General features: G+C 51.4%; 19 protein-coding genes. 11 read left to right on the top strand and 8 right to left on the bottom strand.

Annotated features, from left to right (window positions below; all coding sequences use genetic code 11):
* From VFA09_26925 to VFA09_26915, 3 genes are all read left to right on the top strand, one after another.
* Window positions 1–233 (top strand): hypothetical protein (locus VFA09_26925; GenBank protein HZU70939.1); only part of this gene is annotated, 233 nt, incomplete at its 5' end.
* A gap of 130 nt (window positions 234–363) precedes the next feature.
* The gene (locus tag VFA09_26920; GenBank protein ID HZU70938.1) at window positions 364–1,338 is read left to right on the top strand and encodes a 2-hydroxyacid dehydrogenase; all 975 of its coding nucleotides are present in this window, start codon (window positions 364–366) and stop codon (window positions 1,336–1,338) included.
* A gap of 62 nt (window positions 1,339–1,400) precedes the next feature.
* Window positions 1,401–2,186: a hypothetical protein gene (locus VFA09_26915; protein HZU70937.1), complete on the top strand. Its 786-nt coding sequence runs from the start codon at window positions 1,401–1,403 to the stop codon at window positions 2,184–2,186.
* 472 nt (window positions 2,187–2,658) lie between these two features.
* Here the strand turns inward: VFA09_26915 and VFA09_26910 are convergent, their stop codons facing one another.
* From VFA09_26910 to VFA09_26900, 3 genes are all read right to left on the bottom strand, one after another.
* Complete coding sequence (locus VFA09_26910) at window positions 2,659–3,582, bottom strand: NAD-dependent epimerase/dehydratase family protein (GenBank protein HZU70936.1); 924 nt, start codon at window positions 3,580–3,582, stop codon at window positions 2,659–2,661.
* Between the two features lie 169 nt (window positions 3,583–3,751).
* Window positions 3,752–4,459, bottom strand: coding sequence for a hypothetical protein (locus tag VFA09_26905; GenBank protein HZU70935.1), 708 nt, complete (start codon window positions 4,457–4,459; stop codon window positions 3,752–3,754).
* 414 nt (window positions 4,460–4,873) lie between these two features.
* Window positions 4,874–5,884, bottom strand: coding sequence for a tyrosine-type recombinase/integrase (locus tag VFA09_26900; GenBank protein ID HZU70934.1), 1,011 nt, complete (start codon window positions 5,882–5,884; stop codon window positions 4,874–4,876).
* A gap of 503 nt (window positions 5,885–6,387) precedes the next feature.
* Between VFA09_26900 and VFA09_26895 the strand changes: the two genes are divergently transcribed.
* From VFA09_26895 to VFA09_26885, 3 genes are all read left to right on the top strand, one after another.
* Complete coding sequence (locus VFA09_26895; GenBank protein HZU70933.1) at window positions 6,388–6,996, top strand: hypothetical protein; 609 nt, start codon at window positions 6,388–6,390, stop codon at window positions 6,994–6,996.
* The gene (locus VFA09_26890) at window positions 6,996–8,159 is read left to right on the top strand and encodes an XRE family transcriptional regulator (GenBank protein ID HZU70932.1); all 1,164 of its coding nucleotides are present in this window, start codon (window positions 6,996–6,998) and stop codon (window positions 8,157–8,159) included. The genes VFA09_26895 and VFA09_26890 overlap by 1 nt, the downstream gene beginning before the upstream one ends.
* 210 nt (window positions 8,160–8,369) lie before the next feature.
* Window positions 8,370–10,181 (top strand): hypothetical protein, encoded by a 1,812-nt coding sequence (locus tag VFA09_26885; protein HZU70931.1) that lies wholly within the window; start codon window positions 8,370–8,372, stop codon window positions 10,179–10,181.
* A gap of 229 nt (window positions 10,182–10,410) precedes the next feature.
* On the opposite strand, the gene VFA09_26880 is transcribed toward VFA09_26885, so the two are convergent.
* Window positions 10,411–10,584: a hypothetical protein gene (locus VFA09_26880; GenBank protein ID HZU70930.1), complete on the bottom strand. Its 174-nt coding sequence runs from the start codon at window positions 10,582–10,584 to the stop codon at window positions 10,411–10,413.
* A gap of 143 nt (window positions 10,585–10,727) precedes the next feature.
* Here VFA09_26880 and VFA09_26875 point away from each other — a divergent pair, with 143 nt between their 5' ends.
* The 5 genes from VFA09_26875 to VFA09_26855 all read left to right on the top strand — a co-directional run bounded on the left by VFA09_26875 (window position 10,728) and on the right by VFA09_26855 (window position 17,424).
* Window positions 10,728–11,918, top strand: a complete 1,191-nt coding sequence (locus tag VFA09_26875) for a hypothetical protein (protein HZU70929.1) — start codon at window positions 10,728–10,730, stop codon at window positions 11,916–11,918.
* Between the two features lie 88 nt (window positions 11,919–12,006).
* A complete protein-coding gene (locus VFA09_26870; GenBank protein HZU70928.1) occupies window positions 12,007–12,948 on the top strand; it encodes a hypothetical protein in 942 nt (313 codons plus the stop codon).
* Window positions 12,949–13,140: 192 nt separating this feature from the next.
* A complete protein-coding gene (locus VFA09_26865; protein HZU70927.1) occupies window positions 13,141–15,384 on the top strand; it encodes an ATP-dependent RecD-like DNA helicase in 2,244 nt (747 codons plus the stop codon).
* A gap of 288 nt (window positions 15,385–15,672) precedes the next feature.
* Window positions 15,673–16,242 carry a tyrosine-type recombinase/integrase gene (locus VFA09_26860; protein ID HZU70926.1) on the top strand — a complete coding sequence of 190 codons (570 nt, stop codon included), beginning with the start codon at window positions 15,673–15,675 and terminating at the stop codon, window positions 16,240–16,242.
* Window positions 16,243–16,557: 315 nt separating this feature from the next.
* The gene (locus VFA09_26855) at window positions 16,558–17,424 is read left to right on the top strand and encodes an S-4TM family putative pore-forming effector (protein ID HZU70925.1); all 867 of its coding nucleotides are present in this window, start codon (window positions 16,558–16,560) and stop codon (window positions 17,422–17,424) included.
* 21 nt (window positions 17,425–17,445) lie between these two features.
* Here the strand turns inward: VFA09_26855 and VFA09_26850 are convergent, their stop codons facing one another.
* The 4 genes from VFA09_26850 to VFA09_26835 form a co-directional block, all read right to left on the bottom strand.
* On the bottom strand, window positions 17,446–18,459 hold the full coding sequence (locus VFA09_26850) for a hypothetical protein (protein HZU70924.1): 1,014 nt from the start codon (window positions 18,457–18,459) through the stop codon (window positions 17,446–17,448).
* On the bottom strand, window positions 18,428–19,573 hold the full coding sequence (locus VFA09_26845; protein ID HZU70923.1) for a nucleotidyltransferase: 1,146 nt from the start codon (window positions 19,571–19,573) through the stop codon (window positions 18,428–18,430). The genes VFA09_26850 and VFA09_26845 overlap by 32 nt, the downstream gene beginning before the upstream one ends.
* Before the next feature lie 55 nt (window positions 19,574–19,628).
* Window positions 19,629–20,531, bottom strand: coding sequence for a hypothetical protein (locus tag VFA09_26840; GenBank protein ID HZU70922.1), 903 nt, complete (start codon window positions 20,529–20,531; stop codon window positions 19,629–19,631).
* A 149-nt stretch (window positions 20,532–20,680) separates the two neighbouring features.
* The gene (locus VFA09_26835; protein ID HZU70921.1) at window positions 20,681–21,403 is read right to left on the bottom strand and encodes a DEAD/DEAH box helicase family protein; all 723 of its coding nucleotides are present in this window, start codon (window positions 21,401–21,403) and stop codon (window positions 20,681–20,683) included.
* Window positions 21,404–21,410: the final 7 nt, after the last annotated feature.

Raw genomic sequence — 21,410 nt, 5'->3', positions numbered from 1 at the left:
TGGAGGGGACCGGCTACGTCAAGTTCGGCCAGGCCATGCTCAAGTTAGCCGACGGAGATCTGGAGTCGGCGGCTAGCCTGGCCGAAGAAGCGCTGACCTGTATGCGTCAACTCCGCATCCAACGCCAGATCACGGATATACGAGAGTTCCTGAAAACGTTAGAAGAAAGATCTAAGAGCAGTACAGAGAAAGAACCGGCTACTACGAGATGGAGACGTATAAAGAAAAATTAAATCAGAAAAGATAAAGACAACTGGCCCGTTAATAGCTTGTTGTCGACTACGGTTGTCCATTTTCCAATGCGGCTGAATTCACACAGCGCTTAGCGCCCTAATAGATCGCGAGAGGGGGTCAAAGAGAGCTATGAAAAGACTGCTTCTTTTAATGCCTGAGCAGTTCGCTCGAGAAGCTTATCCAATACTATCCGAACTTTTACCAGACATACACATCGTCTCGCTAACACCTGGTCAGCGGTATAAGGCGATCTCCACTGCTTTAGAACAAGCCGACTTCCTGATCTGGACAGGAGTGGAGATTTCAGAACAGTTAATAGCGCAGGGGCCACAACTAAAGCTTATTCAAAAATGGGGTGCCGGAGTCGACGGGATTGATGTATCAGCAGCGGGGCGACGAGGTGTGTGGGTTGCCAATGTGCAGGGCGGAAATGCGATAGCGGTAGCTGAACATTTTTTTGCGCTCTTATTAGCCCTCTACAAGAGACTGTGCTTGGCTGATTCGGCTATGCGCGCAGGGCAATGGGTTCAAGCTCAACTCATGGAGCAAGGAATCTGGGAGTTAAATGGCAAGTCATTGGGTATCGTTGGTTTGGGGCAAATAGGATGCGCAATCGCCACTCGGGCAATCCCTTTCGGCATGCAGGTCTTTTACTACAAGCGCAAACCCTTGGACTCGGAGAAAGAGCGCGAGATGCAAGTTTCTTTTCTGGCTGTGACTGACTTGGTTCGACAAGTAGATATTGTGGGACTGGCGGTTCCTTTGACAAATGAGACTAAGGGAATGTTCGGCATGGACCTGTTGCAGATGATGAAGCCATCATCCGTGCTGATAAACGTTTCGCGAGGCGCTGTTCTTAAAGAAGCGGATCTCTATCGTGCCCTGACGGAGGGGAATATTGCTGGAGCAGGCTTAGACGTCTTTGAACCCGAACCCCCGTCTCATGAAAACAGTCTTTTGCAGTTACCAAATGTGGTCTCCTCCCCACACATAGCGGGGAGGACAAAGGAGGCGATGCAGTTTATCACAAAACAGTGTGCCATGAATGTGCTACTCGTCTCGAGGGGCGAGACGCCGCATCATGTCATAACGACTGGAGCCTAAACAGCTAGAGGCGCAACTTGCAGCTAAAGTGACTTCCGGCCCAATCAAGAAGGAGACGATTAATGGACAGCTTAACTCACATCTACTTCGCGCACAAACTGTTGATCATGTCTGGTAGAGATACCTCCGCTGCGGTCTGCTCTCTCTTTCCGCAGATCGACCGTGAGCCAGCTTATTTTCACAGGATGTATGGACACCCATTTTTCCAGATTAAGCGTTTGGCAAAGATCGGCACAGGGATTTACAAAACGGGTACCGTTCAGGAGGAACTTGAAGGCGATTACGCAGCTTCCCGCTTCCTTCATGATCGTCCGCGTATGAGGTCGTTCGCGGAGACATTTGAATGCGAAACGAGGATAAAACTCTCTCCGTTTGATCCCGACTTTCTCAGTGTACTGATTGGGTATGTATCTCACACATACCAGGACATTTTCAACAATCCGATGCAAGCATTTCTACCCCAGTCAGTTTACCCATGTGGGAAGTGGGAGCTTTGGTCTGAACTGGATCCAATTGAGTTTCGGACCATACTGTATTATCCAGAAAACATATCAGCATTCCGCCAAGAGTTCTTTAATGACCGGCTATGGTCCATTAGACTAGACGGAGCAGCGCTGATCAAGGCTATGGTGAATCGAACAGCCGTCGCATCTATAGTTCAGATCCCCAGGTCGACTATTGATAGTGCTTTCGAATCCTTCGGATTGGAGGAAGTTGCTATCGAGCAGGTTAAAGAAGCGGAAGAGTTTCTTATAGAGCATGAGCAACTTCTATCAAAACTAATTCGGAAGTATTCCGCGCCATCAACGCAACATAAAGGCGCTGCCAACTACCCGGTCACAAGTTAATACGACTGCTCTGCTTAACGCAGCCGCAGTATGTATCCGTGCGTTCATAGGTCGGGCGATTCGTTGATGTCAAGGTAAGAGGCCGTTGATGTTGGAAAACGCCTGCCTGTGAACGCTCGCTTCGGGAGTAGATATGGCAAGCGCCCCTCACCTGCTACAACACGTATCCAGCGCTCCTGCACAGCCCTTTCAGTTCTGGACGCACCCGCTGGCAGTATGTTGAGCCAAGGTCGTATGCCCAGCTATTGTGTAGATCTACCTAGAAACCAGTGCAGAGCTATAATGAGGGACAATTCCTTCCAAACTCATCCCCAACATGTTGAATTTGGTGTAGTCCATCTTATCACGCCCGCTACGCCATTTTCGCTTTATTGCTGGGTACTACAAAGCGGAAGAGCCTAAATTCGGTATAGCAGCGAGCATTGTCTCACCAATCGCCACTATGTACTCTATCTCTCCAGAGTGAGAATTTTTATTGATTTCTGAAAAACTCCACTGTTTCCTTTAACCCTTCTCTCAGGGTCACTTGAGGTTCCCATCCAAGAACAGTTTGAGCCTTAGAATAACTAAAATAAGCCTTGTAGAAGTCACCCGGGCGTTTAGGAGCTCGTATAATTTCTGGCCTGTACCCCAAGATGGCTGCCAAATGCTCGTAAATTTCGTTAACTGATGTTCCTACTCCTGTTCCCACACAAAATATTTCATTATCGCCTGCATTGAGTACAAGCTGATGCATCCGAACGAGGTCTCCTACATAAAGAAAATCTCGTTGTTGGTTGCCATCCCAATCAATACGTATCGACTGGTGCGTGAGAAAGCGATTAATGAATATAGCAATTACTCCAGCTTCCCCATAAGGGTCTTGGCGCGGACCATATATATTGGCATAACGCAATATTGTATAAGTCCTTCCATTAGATAGTGCCCATTCACGTAAATAATGTTCTCCTGCCATTTTGCTAATTCCATACGGAGATTCCGGCCATAACTCCGACTTCTCCGTGATAGGAAAATGATCTGGGCTACCGTAAACGGCACCCGTTGAGGCAAAAATGATTTTACGAGTGCCAACCCGGCCAGCATTCTCTAAGACATTGAAGAGACCTATAATATTGACTTCAGCATCAAATTTGGGGTCTTGAGTTGAGACAAAGACACTCATTTGCGCAGCTTGATGGTTCACCACCTCTGGCTTTACCTCATCAAAGACACTGGCTAATGCAGCCTGATCTCTAATATCTACTTTGAAGAAATCCGCTTTAGGATTGACATTTGACGCTTTCCCACCATGTTCCCATAAATTATCGACAACAGCCACGCTGTGTCCCGCTGCTATGTAGCTATCAACAATGTGTGATCCTATGAAACCAGCTCCGCCAGTAACTAATATTCTCATTAAACAAGCCCTTCTTAAAAATATTCTTGACACGTGTGTTTCAGCCTCGTTTAATAGCTGCTCTGACCTATTCTAGCATAGGCCGGCAATTCTTTCAATTAAGTTAGGAGCTTTAGATACTTGGAGTTCAGAGTTTGCTCGGACTCACTGAAACAGAGGATTGACCAAGTCATCGACGGAACTCCTGATAGATCTGCCAATTGGCTTCATTGTTCTCCTGAATGAGTAGACAAATCGTTGGCACTATGACCCGCCTGTAAGATTGGAAGAGCTGCGCGAGGCGGGAGGCTATCATAGGTGCCTCTTCCCCTTCATACGGATTGAGCAAGGTGAAGTGAGGATGCCAGTTCTCGAACACCCTAGGGCTGTAAAACAATCTGAGTTGTTGCACCAGATGAAGCGGAAGTTCTTTCTGTGGGTGTGTCAGGTAGCGCTTCAGAAAGCCTGAGCCGGTCCCAAGCAGAGTCAGCCGTGCTACGAGAAGAGTATGGAGCATGCGCAGAGACATGTTGGGCTCGTAGAGTAACGCCAATATCTTGCTAGCCCCTTCCTCCCAGACACCTACTGGCTGGTCATCTCTACGATCAAGCACAAAGAGATGGCTGGAATCAAAGCATTTGAGTAGATCAGCCAGTTCCTGTTCCACACGAGGGATGGTTGCCCAATCGACATCGAGCGCCTCACAAATGGTCAAGTGAAATCCATAGGGACGGCAGAACATTGTCCAGGATTGCTTACCTGGACCCAGGACCTCCTTTAGCTCAGAGGGCGGAATGACGTTTTGGTGGGCTCGCACATCGTAGCCAAGGACCTGGGTTCCTAATAGATAGAAGGGATCATCGGCTTGAGGAATGTAGTAGACAGCAAATCGTGGCATGGCGGCTTCTCCCTTCTCAGGTATTAGGCTGCCACGAGCAGGCTAGTACCTTTGCCTTTCTGCACCTGCTTCATGTCTTCTCTTGGCGCAATGTGATGTAAACGTCAAGAGGATAGTGAGCCATTCACTACTGAAAACCTAGGTTTCCCTCACTTGGCAATTGCTGGGCTTATAGTTCCAATTAGTTCCTTTTTTCATGTTCGAAATAGATGTCCCGGACAGCATTGTAGAAGAGCCACCTCCAAATGTGAGGAATGATTCCAATGATCTTTGTCCTTATGTGAATTCCAACATAGGTGTAGATGAACGTGAATTGGCTTTTAGCTATGTCATAACTTATCCTATCAAGCTGCGATATAGTCTGCTTTATTCCAAAAAAATCTTTTCGATATTCCAGTGGGATGCCAGAATGCTTCATCCCGAGTAGGCATTGGTATTAAGCTGTTCGACCCGCGACGCTAACTGGGAGACTTCCGGCTGGCTATAGAGCCTTGTCGTATCCAAAGAGCTATGTCCGAGCAGTGTCGCCAATCCAACGACATCCCCTGGAAACTGCGCTAAATAACTGCGGGCAAAGGTGTGCCGCAGCGTATGGGCGCTCGTTACTTCCGGCACCAACTCTCCAGCGGCTTTCACGAGCTCTGCAATCATCTGCCCCATGGCTGAGGTTGTGAGTGCTCCCCCTTTCTGGCTCAGCCAGAGTGGCTCAAACGATTGCAGGGATTTGGGTTTAGGCCACTTGGCGGCCACTCCCTTGAGCGACGGTTTCTCCACTCCAAGTCGTGGAGCAACGTAGGCCGCGATTGCTTCCCGCGCCGAGGCATTGAGCGGGACCGAACGGGCCTTATTGCCCTTGCCAGCCCGGATTCGCAGCAAGCCACTGCGTTCATTAAAGGTGATATCTTCGAAGGTCAATGAGGCGCACTCGCTTAAGCGGATCCCGGTCTGCAGCAACACCTGGACTATCGCGTAGTTGCGTGTTGGATCGTGAGAGATTTGAGCCTGACGGAGGAGAGCATTGATCTGCGCGCTTTTCAGCCCTGTCCGTGAGGACGGTGCTTCTCCGCCAACCAGTTTGACATGAGCGGCAGGATCAGCGGCCAGATAACCCTTCTCAGTCATCCACCCGCACCAGGCCCGTAGCGCGCTGATGTGAAGGTTGATCGTACTGAGCGATTTATGCTGTTCATGCTGCAGTTCGTTGCGATAGCCAATGAGCGCAATAGGCGTGAGAGCCGAGAGCGTCAGTGCTGCATGTTCCTCTTGCTCGTACCAGGCACAAAAGTGTGCGATGGCCTGAGTATATTTTCTGATAGTGCCAGCGGAATGATCTTTTCCTTGCAGATACTGGCGCCATAATTCGAGTACCTGTTGAGGTGTCCATTCCTTCCGCTCAGCTTTCGGCGAAGTCATGCGCCGTTGCATCGGTTCCTCCTGGCCGATAAATATTTCCCGCTGTTATTTTTACAAGTTACACCGGGTTATTTGGGCTTTGCTTGTGCGTAACTCATGGTCGAAGTATACCATAGAACAGCGGGAAAAAGCGATTTCCCGCTCTTACTTGCCGTTGGTAAAAGTTGAGGTTTGCCTAGCGAAGGACGATCGTTTATAATGGGCGAAAGCGCTCTGTCGCGGTGCGACCTGAAAGCGGATGAAAATATGCATATTTCGTGTATTAGTAACCTCTTCGGGCGATTTTCGGAGGAACTTATTGCTCCAGTAGGCTTTGCCCAAATAATGCCGTTTGCCTAAAAAGTCGGCGGTCTGCCTAAAAATGGATTGGCAGCAGAGGAACAAGAATACCTTTCAACGCCTCTTCATAAGCGGACAGACAAATGTACTAGCCCGATTACCTCTCTTGCAGCTTTGTCATTTTTCTGATAATTTTATAAGTAAGAATTTGACCGTCCTTTTAAGGAGAATTTGTAGTGAAGGCTAAAGACGTTCCACCGATGTGCGAGGCTCTCGCAACCTTATCCAACCTCTTTCCCACATTTTACGATGTTTTCGAATCTGGTACCGACCATGCCAAGAGTTACTTTGAAACCCAGAAGTTTCCTTACAATCCCTGGTTACATGCCGACCTCGTTCGTAATTGGGCAAAGAACGCTCTTGATGGACATCACTTGAAAACGGAGTTTGAACCGAGGAATCTCGCCAACGCCGGCCTGCAATTAACGTTCAAGGAATACGCCATTCGAGTCCGGAAAGCGTTAAATGGGGAAGTGCCCTCTCCAGGGCGTTCAGTGGCGCTAGGTCAATTTTATCGACAGCACCCGCAACTGTTACTTCCCTCAGAATTTAGCGATGTGCATTGCCTTTTGCTCTTGTGGAAAGCCAACAATATTGGCGACTTTAAGGGCTTATCACTTGTTTATCCACTTTCACCAAATGTGATGAAATGGCGGGCAGAAATTCCTCACCCCGCTGAACAAGCTGATATAGCGACGACTTACCAGGCCGCTTTTGAAGAATTGGGTGATTTGGACATCGAACCTCTAGAAGAGGACAACGACGACCTTCAAGAAGAGGGATAATGATTAACGGGTATCGCATCCGACAGGCGCGTGAGCTGATGCGACTCACTCAGAGCGAGTTAGCCGAGTCTCTTGAAATCACGCAATCAACGATTGCCCAGATTGAAAGCGGGCGCCTCATGCCGTCAGATGCGCTGCTTGAAGCGATAGCATCACGGTTAGGGTTCCCACTGCCCTTTTTTGGGCGAGAAGATCCTCCTAACTTTCCACTCGGATCATTGCTCTTCCGTTCACACGTGAATATGGCAGCAGCCGATAGAGATGAGGTACATCGATTAGGTCAACTCGAATTTGAAGTGCTAACCGCTTTATTAAAACGAGTGAGAAACAAGGTTGTTATGCGGCTGCCTCAACTCTCGGATGAACAAGTTGACATTGTTGCAGCGGCTCAATACACACGCAATGCGCTTGGTCTCTCTTTCGATGTCCCTATTCCTCATTTGGTAAAAGCCGTCGAGCAGAGTGGCGCGTCTGTTTTAGCATTGCCAGCGCATTTTGCTACCTGCGATGCCTTCTCATTGTGGGCGAATGTCCCCTCACCACAAACAGCTTTTGAGATGAAGAAACCGCTGATTGTCCTCTCAGGTGAGACACCCGGTGATCGACTTCGATCTACTCTGGCTCACGAACTTGGTCATTTAGTGATGCATCAAGCAGTCAGGGGAACAGCGCGCGAGATGGAAGATGAAGCGTACAGGTTTGCTGCTGAGCTTTTGCTTCCCGAACAAGCTATACGTGAAGAGATCACAACCCCTGTGACCTTAACGAGCTTGTCCAGGCTTAAGCCCGTTTGGGGGGTGTCGATTCAAATGCTCATTCGGCGTGCCTATGATCTCAAGATCATAACGGAACGCCAATACAGATATTTGTTTAAGCAATTGACTGAACACGGATGGAGGACGAGAGAACCCATTTCTCTGCAAGTGGAAAAACCGCGCGCCTTACAGCAAATGGCAGAGATAGTGTATGGGAAAGGCACTCCGAATATCAACTATCAGCAGTTTGCTCGTGATGTTGACCTGTATCCTCTTTTTGTGAAGCGGCTGCTCAGCACCTATGCCACGCGTGAGGAATATAGTAGAAATACCGTCAAAAAACGGGAAGAAGTTGATATTATGTTTCAAGCACTGACTGAAGAATCAGTTGATGATGAGTTTGGATGAAGTCTTCTGTCATAATATTTGCCTGGATATTCAGTGAAGCGAGCCGACAAGGACTAATGGAAATAGGCATGTCTCCTCTAGTGACTGGTCGCTGAAAGAGCTTATGGCGGTATTTGAGAGGTTGACTAGCCGGCACAAGCTGGCTGAACACTCTAACCATAGAGGGTGTTAAGTTGAGTAAAATGATGGTATTGAAATGAGGATTTGACAGTGATTGACCCACTTACTCGTCTCTGGCTCCCTGAGAGTTTCTGGGAGCACCAGGTCCACATGCGCCGTTCTGGAGTGCTCGTCTATTTGGGTTGGCGCGATGTCACCGGGAATGCTATGCCCTACGAGCGTCTCGTAGAACTTCTATCCTCGCTGCGGACGGAATCGATTCTCATCGCTATTAGCATGATTAGTATCATTACGACGAATACGCCCTCACGGGTTGAGGTGATCCGCCAACAACACGCTGATTTGGCCCAGCGGCTGAGTGTGCCCTGGCTGGCGCGACGGATCGAACTCCTTATTAGGTCAGGCCGAGGCGATGCGATTGTGCATCATGAACAGCTTCTGCTGGCTGCTCGCTTGGCATTTCTTCACGGACAGCCCGGTCCATCAGAGGGTACTCCACTCGAACTCATTGGAGAACTCTTACTGGGTATTAATGATCTCTTCAACTATGGGCAGCAGCCGACCACGCCACAGGAGCTTCTGATTACCCTTGCTTCACGCCGTCAGGCAATCGCTCTTAGCGGACAACCCCGCTATCAGCTGGCGCGCTACTTCGATATGTTCGTGACTCGTTCGCGCAAGAAGGCGCAGGCCACATGCGATCTTGATGCTGCCTTCCTGAGGCAGGCACATATCTCGCTTGAAGAGTATATGGCCTTTGCGCTTCTCTACCAGGGACCGTTCTTTGGAGCAGCGAGTGTTCATGATCTCCAGCAGAATGATTTTCTACATCGCGTTCGCCTCTTCGAAACGCAAGTTCGCGATCCGCAGTTCCTGACACGTTGTCAGCAATTGTTTGCACGGAATGCGGAGGAGTTTCAGGCGATCTGGTATGACAGGGGCGATCAGCCGGTCGAGCATTTGAGCTATCTCCCGTTTCAACTCTACCCGTTGTTTCGACTGAGTAATGGCTCAGCCATTCCGATCGCCCTGTCCTTCCTGTACGATAAGATGTCTGTCGGCGCGTATTGGCTTCTGCACGAATCTTTTCGCGTGGCTGATGCGAAGAAGGGTGTACCGGCCTTCACCAAATATGTCGGCGAACTGTTTCAGGACTACATCACAGATCTCCTCACCCGCGTCTATGTCGCCGTGCAGCCGGAGCGTTTTTTTGACGAGGCATCAATTCTTCAGGCATCGCCCCGGATGCAGCAGGCGATAAGGAGAGGAAAGCCACCCCGCTGTTGCGATGGCATACTCGTCAGCGGGAACAGCCTGGTACTCTTCGAGATGACAGCGACGGCACTGCCCGTCCAGACGCTGGTAGAAGCGGATCCAACGACGTTTCCAGACGAGGTGCGCCGCAAGTTTCAGCACAAAATAGAGCAGTTAGGCCACACATTTGATGGGCTAGCACAGCACATAATAGATCTTCCAGGATTGAAGCGGGACACGATTGCTCACGTCTATCCAGTTCTGGTGCTCCTACAGCCTTTTCCGCAGCATTCTGTGACCTGGAACCACGTCCTCGATTTCGCCAAAAAACCCGGTCAGTATGTATTGGGAGCGATTGGCACAGAGGCATACGTGCATGCTCCCCAGATCCTTACCGCGGAAGAACTCGAGATGCTGGAACCGCTGCTCAGTGGTGGTTCCTTCTCCTTACCTGCTTTGCTTGCTCAAAAGATGGAGCACGATGAAACTGCCACGATGAGTATGAAGGATTACTTGCTCCGCTGGAAGAATTTGGAGGAGCAGCCGAACATGCATGTGCTGGGACTGTTTGATATCGCAGTCAATCGCTTACGAGACATTCTCAAGAGCATGATCAACTTTGTCGATGATCCCGAACGCGTGATTTAGATGAACTTCCTGCTTCCTAGAAGAGAAGAGGTGGTACTCTTGCCGTTACCTGGCCTAACAAGGGCGGAGTTTAGGGGTCGGCATTTCCCCATCCTGAAAACGGTTCAAGAAGCCGCGAAGTCGGAAGAGTAGCGGAGGAGAGGCCTCGAATAGCGAACATGAGGCCTCACACTCTATGATGGTCAGCAATGCTGCTGACCAGAACAAGCCTGGAAGACTTTGTGGCTTCCTAGCCAAAGTAGCGGGTGAAATCAACAGCCAGCTTGAGGATTTCACCCGGTTTATTGACCTTGTTCGGATCATCGATGATCGCCTGAACATCCTCCGCAATGGTTAATGCGTGCATGATGAGGAGGACTAGGCCGATAAATGAGGCCAAGGTGGCAAGATCTTTCTTACTCATAGCTCTTTTTCCCTTTCTTATATATAAGGATGTAAATGGACATAGCTCCTTGCTCATGCCTCTTCAAGCATAATATACTCCTCCAGAAGAGTCAATATTGGCACTTCTTGCATATGTTCGCGATAGGATGTATTATAGAGAGCATGAGTGAACTGACGATCCATGGTGAGACTGCCGAGGCCTTAATGACGAGCATGCAGGCGCATGGCTTCACAGTCACAAGGCCAGAACTGGCCCGCTGGCATCGAGCGGGCCTCCTTCCGCGTCCCGAGCGGCACTCGCGCGGGCGTGGACGAGGAATGGTATCAATTTATCCTCATGGAACGGCGGACCAACTCCTCGCGTTGTGTGAGATTCACCATTCGGAAAAGCGACTTCCCTTTGTCGCCTGGCGCTTGTGGTGGGTCGGCTATGATGTACCCATGCGCTATGCCTGGCAATTTCTGGAAGAGGCCACAGCCTCGTGGCGACAAGGGATCGAACACCTCCAGGAGCTGCAAGAGCATCCTGAACTGCTGACTGCTCTCTTTGATCGTAAACTCACGAAGACGCTGGCCCGGGCGCGAAAACGGGTGGGAAGAAGGAATTTCCCCACGTTCATCGGCGTTCTGTTCCGCATAGCGACGGGCACATTCGAGGGGTACGCGATCGACCCTGAGACCGGGACGGACAGTCGCGAGCGGACTATTGTAGAGAACGGCTTCGGCCTTCGGCGCGCTCGTACCGAGCGGGTCGGGGGCGCAAAACCCTGGCTGGCCGGCGAGGATATCAGTGAAGCCTTCAAAATGTGTAGCGTTCTCCTCGGCGAACACCCTCCTGGAGAACATCTCGCGATGGCGCAAGATACTGATCTGATGGGCGCACGCGATGAAGTCCGCAGTTTTCTTGCTTTCCTGGAAAGCTGCAGCGCTAGTCTGGATGAGCTGCTTGGGCGGGGAGCGCTTGGACTTTCCGTGTTCGCAAATCTGATTCGGGAAATGAGACCACCGGATCAGGCCATGATGCTTCTATTCTGGAGGATGTTCCGTATGTGGGGGCTGGGTGATGGGATGGACGCACTCCTTGTACTCGCACGTCAGTGGCAGCAGGTATGGTTACCCATATTCCGGGGTCTGAAGCACTTACGCGAGGAGGTCCCCGCTACTGCGGAAGTGCTTGGGTCTGAGCAACTAGGTGATGCCCTTCATCGACCTGCGGCGATGGAGTACGCGCTCGATCTGGCGCGTCATCTGGCCCAGCAGTATGCGCCAGAGGTGGAGGCGTTTTTGGCACACCGTCCTGAGCTGTCTCAGGCGCTAGAGGCAAGCACTGCACAATTAAAATCTCAGACGTAATATGATGGTTCATTCACATTATCAGCGCTTAGTCGAATGAACAATATGTGATCGGAGAAAGCGATTGCCCAGATTCAGGTTGTGGTCTATGCGACGGCGGCGACCAGAAGAGAATCTAGATGTCTATCAGTATGATGTCTTACCTGACACATTTCGCAGGCAGGTTATTCATATCCTCGTTGATACGCTTGGAGTATACCGGGATGGTCGTTACTCTTCTCTTTCATTGCCTTCTGCCAATGGACGATGGGAAACACTCTTCTCGCGCTACACACGCGAGATGGGCATTTTTCATCTTGAGAATGACCCCGATGCAAATCCTTATGAACAGTGTCTCCGGTATATACAAGCTGCACCTACTGAGCAGACCCTCGATTTTATTGATTGCGCTTTCCAGTTCATCGATCGGGACCTGCGCCAAGATTCAGAGTATATCGTACACGTGCCTGGTAGAGGCTATCAAGTTCGTCTGGTTGATGAAGCGATTGTAGAGCTGAATCAGCGATTTCAAGAGCATCACATCGGCTATCAGTTTCAAAACGGGGAACTTATCAAGCAGACGGATCAGTATCTTCACGAGGAAGTTGTGCTACCGGCTCTGACGTTGCTCACAGGTCCGCAGTTTCGAGGGGCTCAAGATGAGTTTCTAAGTGCTCATCGGCATTATCGGGAACAGCGGTATAAGGAGGCGGTGGCTGATGCACTGAAGGCGTTCGAGAGTACGATGAAAAGTATTCTCGATGATCGAGGGTGGCACTATGAAAGAGAGAGGGACACGGCGAGAAATCTTCTCCAGATTCTGTTTGACCACCAGCTAATTCCTGCCATGTTACAAAGCCAGTTTACCCAACTTCGCGGTTTGCTCGAAAGCGGTCTCCTCCCAGTCAGAAATAGGACGAGCGGTCATGGTCAAGGAGCAGAACCTGTGGCTCTTCCGAAATATATTGCTGAGTATGCTCTGCACGTGGCCGCAGCAAACATTGTTTTTCTTGTGCAGGCCTATGAAGACTTTAAGCAGAGCAGCAAGTAAATGAAGCAAGCAGGATGAGTTTTATACCTTCTCCGCATTAGAGACTGATCTTGTGAAAGGGACTCAAGAGAGCTTTTTGCAAATTCGTTTCATGTTCGCTGTGCCTCTGAAGAGAGTCGTTGCGTCGATCTTGGCAGCACGTATCGCTCTTGATATACTATCTTTAACAGCAGTGAGAGGACTAACGCAACGATGTCGACGTCACCAGATGAACCAATTGAGCTGTCAAGGCCACAGCATCTAACGGAGCAGCTACAAGGCATCGTAGAGCGGGTAACCTATCACGCTGAGGACACCGGCTATACCGTGGCTCGGCTCAAGGCATCAGGGGAACGTGACCTCATCACCATCCTGGGGCGCTTTCCGGATATTCACGCGGGCCAGACGCTCCGTCTCACCGGTTTTTGGCGAGATCATCCAAAATACGGGCGACAATTTCAGGTGGTGCATGCACAGGAGATGCAGTCCGCCACGCTCACCGGCTTGGAGAAATACCTGGGCAGCGGCCTCATCAAAGGCATCGGGCCCGTAACGGCCAAGCGTATCGTGGAACACTTCGGCCTGGAAACGCTCGACATCATTGAGCAGTCGTGCTTCCGTCTTAGCGAGGTGCCGGGCATTGCCCGGAAGCGCGTGGCCATGATTGAGCGTGCCTGGGCAGCGCAGAAGGCGATCAAGGAGGTCATGATCTTTCTGCGTGGGCACGGCGTCTCGACCACCTACGCCGTGAAGATCTACAAGCAGTATGGCGACCAGGCGGTTGATGTCGTCATACACAACCCCTATCAGCTGGCCGCCGACATCTTCGGCATCGGCTTTGTGACGGCTGACACCATTGCACGCAATGTCGGGATTGCGCCTGATTCTGCCTTTCGCTACCAGGCAGGTATTCTGTACGTACTTCAGCAGGCTGCCGAAGATGGGCACTGTTTTCTGCCGGAGCGCGAACTGGTGGAGCGGGTGGTCAAGCAGCTGGTGCTGCCGGATTCCCAGGTGGACCCGGCGCGCATCAGTGAGTTAATTGTCCAGATGGCCGGGGAGAAGCAACTCATTACGCAGCCAGGCTATGCCGACCTCGCGGACCAGCGCATTTGTTATACGCCGGCGTTTTACTACACCGAACAGGCCCTTGCCGCGCGGCTCTCCATCTTTGCCAGAGCGCCAGTCGGAGTCAATCTCCTCCCACGCGTGCAGCGCTGGATCGAGATGTATACCGAGAAACGAGCTATTACGTTGTCGCAAGAACAGCGCCACGCGGTGGAACTGGCGGCGACCTCACGCCTGCTAGTGCTCACCGGAGGGCCTGGATGTGGCAAGACGTTTACGACCAGAACCATCGTGGATCTGTGGAGAGCGATGGGCAAATCGATTCTGTTGGCCGCGCCGACTGGACGCGCCGCGCAACGGCTAGCGGAGGTGACCAAACAGGAAGCGAAGACCATCCATCGCCTCCTTGCCTTTGACCCTAAGACGATGGGCTTCCGCTACAACGAGGAGCAACCACTTGAAGCGCAGGCCATCGTCGTGGATGAAACCTCGATGCTAGACCTGTTCCTGGCTCATTCGCTCTTGAAGGCGATTCCTCCCGATGCGCAGGTCCTCCTGGTTGGGGATGTTGATCAGCTTCCCAGCGTGGGGCCTGGCATGGTCTTGCGTGATCTGATCGACGCACAGCAGGTTCCTGTCGTGCGGCTGACCGAGGTGTTTCGCCAAGCAGCATCCAGCCACATCGTGACCAACGCTCACCGCATCAATGCTGGCCAGTTCCCCCGCTTGACACCGACCACAAAGTTCGCTGAGTCGGACTGCCTGTGGCTGGAGGCAGCCGAGCCGGTCCTGGGAGCGGAGGGCGTTCGTCATCTCATAAGCGATTTCTTTCCTCAGCATGGCATCGATCCCGTGCGACAGGTGCAGGTGCTCTGTCCAGCAACACGTGGAGAGGTGGGAACGAGACAGATGAATGCGATGCTCCAGCAGATTCTTAATCCGTCGAAGCCAGGAAAAGTGGAACTAGCACGCGGAGGCAGCGCCTTGCGGGTTGGTGACCGAGTGATTCAGCAGGTCAACGACTATCAGCGGGAGGTCTTCAATGGGGATATCGGCACGATTACCTCGATTGACCTGGAGGAACAGGAAATCGTAGTTCAGTTTACAGAGCGGGCGGTGACCTACGATTACGCAGACCTCTCCGAGCTTGCCCTGGCATGGGCTGTGACGGTGCATAAATCGCAGGGCAGCGAGTACCCAGTGGTGATTTTTCCGATCTTCATGCAGCACTATCTGCTGCTGAGCCGAAATCTGCTCTACACCGGTCTAACGCGCGCTAAACAACTGGCGGTCATCGTGGGGCCAACGAGGGCTATCGGGCTGGCCCTCAAGAGAGTGACTCATCGTCAGCGGTACACCGCCTTGTCCGATCACCTGAAAAGTCTCTAGGCATCTGCTGCCTCATGAAGCAGGCATAATGGAAGGTGCTAGTTTTCATTAGGCATGGTTCAAACGAACGTGACAATTATTCATTTGACGAAATAATCGTGAAATGGCCTCTAACAAGGCTTGAAGCATTTTTTTCGAGGCTGTTAAATCGTTCAATTGTCACATTGTGTTACGCTTAAAATGAACCATGCCTTAGAGAAATATGGCTATTATTATGCTTAATTCTCTTCGTAAACTGTATACTGAAGGAAACCTGGATCATAAGTCATTTCGGAAGGGAGAAGTACTATGAAAATCCATTGGGAAATCTCTCGGAGAGAATTGCCTCAATTTATGCCTCCAGAGGTTTTAATGCAATTGATAACACATCTAGATTCGCTCCCGGTTCATATCAGAAGGATGGTCATCCTGCTTCTAACGAGTGGGATAAGCCTGAGCAAGTTATGCTCTCTGCCATTTGACTGCCTTGTTCGACATCCCCAAGAAGTTTGGTTCCTCGGTTTCGACAAGTCGAAGACGCCGATAGAATATACCATCCCTCTTTCACCAATTGCACTGGCCACGATTCTGGATCAACAACTAGCATTGGAGCAGGACCATCATGGAGAAACGAACTTGCTTTTTCTCAACGCTAAGGGGCAGGGGATCTCACCGAAAACCTTCATGACTCAGCTCAATCGACTTGCGGTCGATAAGAATATTTGTGATGCTTCAGGCAAAGTATGGCGATTTCAATCGCACCAATTTCCCTATACACTTGCTGCACAAATGATCAAAGATGATGTTCCATTCTGGGCTTTAAGACGGCAATTGGGTCACCGAGCGGACAATGTGATGCACAGGTATTTCCATCTCTGAACGTTGGATCTGACTACTTCTATCTCCGGAGCAACGGGGGTTGTCAAAAGCGCTGATAAAGAGGGGGTCGGTGTTGACACACTGAACGCGGCAGAGCAGCGACTTGCAGATCTTAGGTACTCCTAGACTTGTGCTGCCCATCTTGAAGAGAGTTCCAATAGCTAATGAGGATAGGAGGCATAAGGGCAGAGAGAATCAGCAGAATATGCTCTTCGTTTTTGTCCTAACTGTATTCCCGTGAGTGCGTCAGACCGAAGTTATAGAGATACCACCATCAACGAGGGCATTACTTTCTCTATAAAGAAGTGGGCATACATGGATATCGCACAGGAACAAAACACACCTGAGAGCTTGCGACTACTCGCAGCTCAAAAGCGTCTATACAGCCTGGCAAAGCGGTTACACTTTGTGCGCATCGCGGCCGTCCTGCTGCTGGAGTTGGCTGCGCCGTTTGTTGTCTTAGCCATGCCAGCCTGGAGGGACGGGCTCGAACTGGTCGGGGCGGTGCTCACACTTGTCTCTGCTCTTCTGCTCATTGGCATAGAGGCGGGCAGAGTGAAACAGGCAGCTACCGTTCAAGAGCAGTTGGACGTCCATCTCTTCCAGCTTCCGTGGAACGAGACCCTGGTTGGTCAGGAAGTGGCCCCCGAGCTTATTAATAGCGCCGCGAACGAGTACAAAGGCGGGAGCGATAGGATTCGAGATTGGTACCCCGACCCAGGTGGGGTACTCTATCCAAAGGATGCGCTGCTCTGCCAACGGACGAACCTGATGTGGGGAGTACGCTTGCAGAGCACTTACGCGTACACCCTCCTCGGCATCACCGTAGGCTACCTTCTCGTTGGGGTCTTGATCGGCATCCTCAAGCAAGAAAGCCTGATGGCGTACCTCGTCGCACTCCTTGTTCCCGCCCTGCCTGCACTGCTGGAGGCGATCGACACCTTTAGACGCCATACCGAATCTGCGAGAGAGAAAGCAGAGCTCTTAGCGCACGTAGAGGCCCTCCTCAAAGACAAGAAGCGCCCACAACGCTTAATCGAGGAGTGTCGCCGCATCCAGGACTCGATTTACCTGATGCGAAGCACGAGGCCACTCATTCCCGACTGGTGGTACGAGTTATGGCGCAGCAAGTTTGACCTGGATGCGCGTGAGGGTGTGCAGGCATTAAAAAAGCGCCTCTGATGGCAGTCGATCCCTTGATCGTCAACCCCCGTACGCCGGGAATGCGTTTCCAAACACTCGCCCCCACCAGTAGATCGCGCTCTTCATGTCCGACTGGCCTTCGTACATGAGTGCGTATCCGGCCCACGTTGCCGCCTCTTTCATCGCTTCCGCGACTTTGGCCTTCGTCGTGGAGTCGACTGATACGTCCAACGCTGCGCCAAGTCCCTTTGGGTCTGGACACGGCAGCCACAAGTATGTTGACCCTTGATCAAAGAAGTGCTTGACCGCCGTGGGATCGCTAGCGATCGCGGGCCCCGAGGCGAAGGCCTTGAGCGCCAGCGTCTCGAAGTAATAGGATCCCAGCCGCGGCTTGGTCGGTCGCCCGTTCCAATACTTGAGCAACCGAAGGGTGGGCAAGAACTTTCCAGCGTGCCTAGTGGATGCGGTCGTTACGTTAGTGCTATCAATGCGGGGGTCTGTCCGCATCCACTGTCCTTTGCCGTTGGGGATGAGATAGTAGTTCACCGAGTCTCCAACCGCCAGAGCTGGCACAATATCGAAGACCCAGGGGCGACTCGTGAGGTTGAGGGTGACAGCCACGCCTGTCCGCTTAATATCGGCCTTGCTGTAGTTGGGAATCGCGGCGAGACCCACTTTGATAGCATTCAGCACCTTGGTCGAATTCACGTACCAGGGGTTGTCAAAGTAAGAGGTGATTATTTCCGAAAAAGAGGCCAGAGGGGACGTCGCATCAGTGATTTTCAGCCGAGAGGTGTTCAGCTCTCCTGTTCGCTCCTCCATCGTGCCACGGCTATTCAGAACCAGGAGCAGGTCGATATCGTTCAACGGCTGGATTTTCGTTCGACGGGCAAATGAGCCATAGGGGCGGTACTCGCCGCCTAGCCGCGGAAAGGCTACGTTGTCCTGGGCGACTTTCTTGATCTGCTCAACAAGATAGTCCCGGCTCGACCGCCCCGCCCTGGTCACTTCAGGATCGAGATCGACGGTCTCGGTGCGAAACTTATCGAACGCACCCCATACGGTATACGCCATGCTGTGTTGCTCCCTCCAAAGGTGATGCTCGGACAACTGTACCATAGATATGTAAGGAGAACAAGCGCTGAATCTCCGCTAGATGGATCAGCCACGATCGGAGGACGAGCGAAACGCCTATAGGTATCCGGCGCCAATTTTGCCTTGACCAAGCTGCATTCGGGGCAAAGACTGTTCCAGTGCCCTGCTCATGGACCCGCTTTGATGCTACCTCTAGCAGGTCGCTACACCTCAAAGGGAGCGCATCGTATCCTGGGAACTTTCTGGCAAACACCAAATTCCACCACTCGTATGCCCCGCGAATGTTTCCGGCTTTTTCCGCTTCTCGTGCCTTTTCCGCTCGCGTGAAGGCGATGGCTAGCTTTGAGAGCACATCGGTTCTCTGGGCCTCGGATGCGCACGGCAAGATGTGCCGAGAAATACCTTTCGGGTCTTGTAGAGTAGCAAGCCGGTTCTCCAGAAGGAGCTTGAGGATATTTCTCACATCACTTGAATAGGCAATAGACTTTTTTTGCGAAGCATAGCGTGTCACATGAAGTTCTAAGTAGAATGAACGAATAGGCGCGCCGTGGTAATACTTCCATGCTTTCAACAGTCTCACCAGCGGCTTGACCTTACCGTCCAATTTCCGGTCAACTTCATCAACATAGTTCTTGTGAGCATCTGGGCTGGATCGCAACCAGCCACCGGCACCATCGGCAATCTCATAGATGAAGTTGCCGCCTTGATCTCTGTGAATGAAATCCGCCGGGACAACCTCTATCGACTCAGGTGCACCGGTGGCAAAACGCACCCGCACAGCCGGTGGCCGAATAGCAATATCGGCACTCTGAAAACAGCCAAGCAGTGCTTCTCGAACTTCCTGTAACATCGTGAACGAATGCTGTCGAAGATGCTTGGCGGGAATGCAGGCAAAGTAGTCGACATCGCTGTAGCCCTGGATACTAGTGCCATTCCCGAAAGAACCCGTATGAAAGAACCGGGTGATCTCAAAGCTCTTTCGGAGGCAAGCCTCAACAGCTATTCTCTGACTTTTTGCTGCCTGAGATTCCCCGCGCGTTGGCGTCAGTGTCCCGTGAAACTCACGAAACCCCTCATCAACTGTTTTGCCCATGCCTTCCCTCACCAGATATCAGTAGCGCTGTTTGCTCCCACATGCCCTCAGAAGTTTACCCGAAGGCGGGGAAGTAGTAGTCACCGAAGACATGCCGCCAATTCGTGAAAGCTTCCTGGATGTTGCCCTGAGCAGCCAATTCTTGGGCTTTTTTCGCCCTCGCGTATGCCATTTCCAACCGGCCGAAAACGGCCTCTCTTTTCTTGTGAGTGTTTAAGTAGGCCCCCACATCAGAATTGGATACAGAGGGATCGTGTACAGTGAAGAAAAAAGGGTAACGAAAATAGCGTCTGGCCTTGCCAAACGCATACTGCACAGCCGAAGGGAAATCTGTGATGGGCTGTTCTTTCAAAATCTGCAGCAAGAGACACTCGAGATGGAACGAGGTGAGCAAACCACCATTCGTCTTGTTCCAGGCTTTCATCATTTTGATCAGCGGGATGAGCTTGTCATCGTGCTCTTGATTCGCCTTGCTCCAGATGGCGATATGTTCCTTTGGGTTGGTGGTGATCCATGTGTTCGTGATCGTATTGGCAATGAGATAGCTTGGAAAGAAAAAGCGGAGCATGCGATGAAAGGCGGAAACGACGTCTACCTTGAAATCACGAAAGGAGACGGTGACAGCTTGCCCATCTCGACTAATATCTGCTGTCGTGGGGAACGCCTTCTTCAGGGTGGATTTCACTGTATCAAGGAGTGAAGCCTGATCATGGTGATAGTAGAGACTTCGATCCAGGACGAAGAAAATGTCAATATCAGCATCTTTGAGTGGAGCAATCATCGTCTTGCGTACATACGACCCGGTTAAGAAATCGCCGTCATCGTCCACCACAGGCAACTCTCTCTTAAGAATTTCGCGTATATGCTGATGGCGTTGAGAAACTGCGGATGCTTGAAGATTAGTGATTTCAAGTCTTGAACGAAATTCCTGAAAGCCCTGGGCCACTGTCTTTGCCACGAGACCAACTCCTCGCAACCTTACAATTTTGGCAGTCCTTTGGTAAGACTGCTAGTAATCGTGCTTGATAGTAACACATCTGTTCATAAATGACAAGGTCTCGTCTCTCTAATGAATAAATCAGTAAGCAAAATAAAGGAGAAAGTTAATTAACACTCCTCGATTACCCAGAGCACGTCGAAGACCAGCAGCCCAAAGCGCCGCAACTCGCGTGGATACAGCGCCGCGGAATCATAGGTGATGATCGTAATCGGTCGAATATCTTTGTCGCCGCCGCCAAAGACGCCAATCTTTTCCGTCAGCGTAAGCCCATCCTCTTCTGGAATCCCATCTTCTGCCTTTAGGGGCCGATGAATCGCGCCCGCCGCCGATTCATCGGCCTCCGCCAATCCCAAGGCGGCGGTCAACGCATTGCGCCATTGTTGCAGCAGATCAAGTGTGGGCACCACGACCAGCGTCCACAGCCCGGTTTCATGGATAGCCATGGCCGCCACCAGCGTCTTGCCCGCGCCCGTAGGAAGCACGACGACGCCCGCGCTACCCTCCGCCAGCCAGCGCGTCAAAGCCTCCTCCTGATATGGGCGTGGTTCCATCGTAAGCGAGGTTGCAAAAGGCAGCACGGGCCGTTCCTCAAAGGCGACGGTGAACGGCGTCTGCTGTTTGCGTAGAGCACTTTTAAGAGCGCTGAAATTCATGGGCAGGGTACGCAAAAAATGCTGGCGTTTATCACGGCCCATGGAGATGCGTATAGCCGTGGGCAAGTAATCGCCAAAAAGGGCCTGCTGCAATTCCTCAGTGGGCAGGTGCAGCATGTCTTTGGGTGGGATGATGATGAGGTCGCGGCCTCGCAGGTCAAGAGTAGTTATAGACATAGATCGA

Source organism: Ktedonobacteraceae bacterium (genome assembly GCA_035653615.1).
Classification (GTDB): Bacteria; Chloroflexota; Ktedonobacteria; order Ktedonobacterales; family Ktedonobacteraceae; genus DASRBN01.
This window is presented reverse-complemented; position numbering and strand designations above follow the sequence as displayed.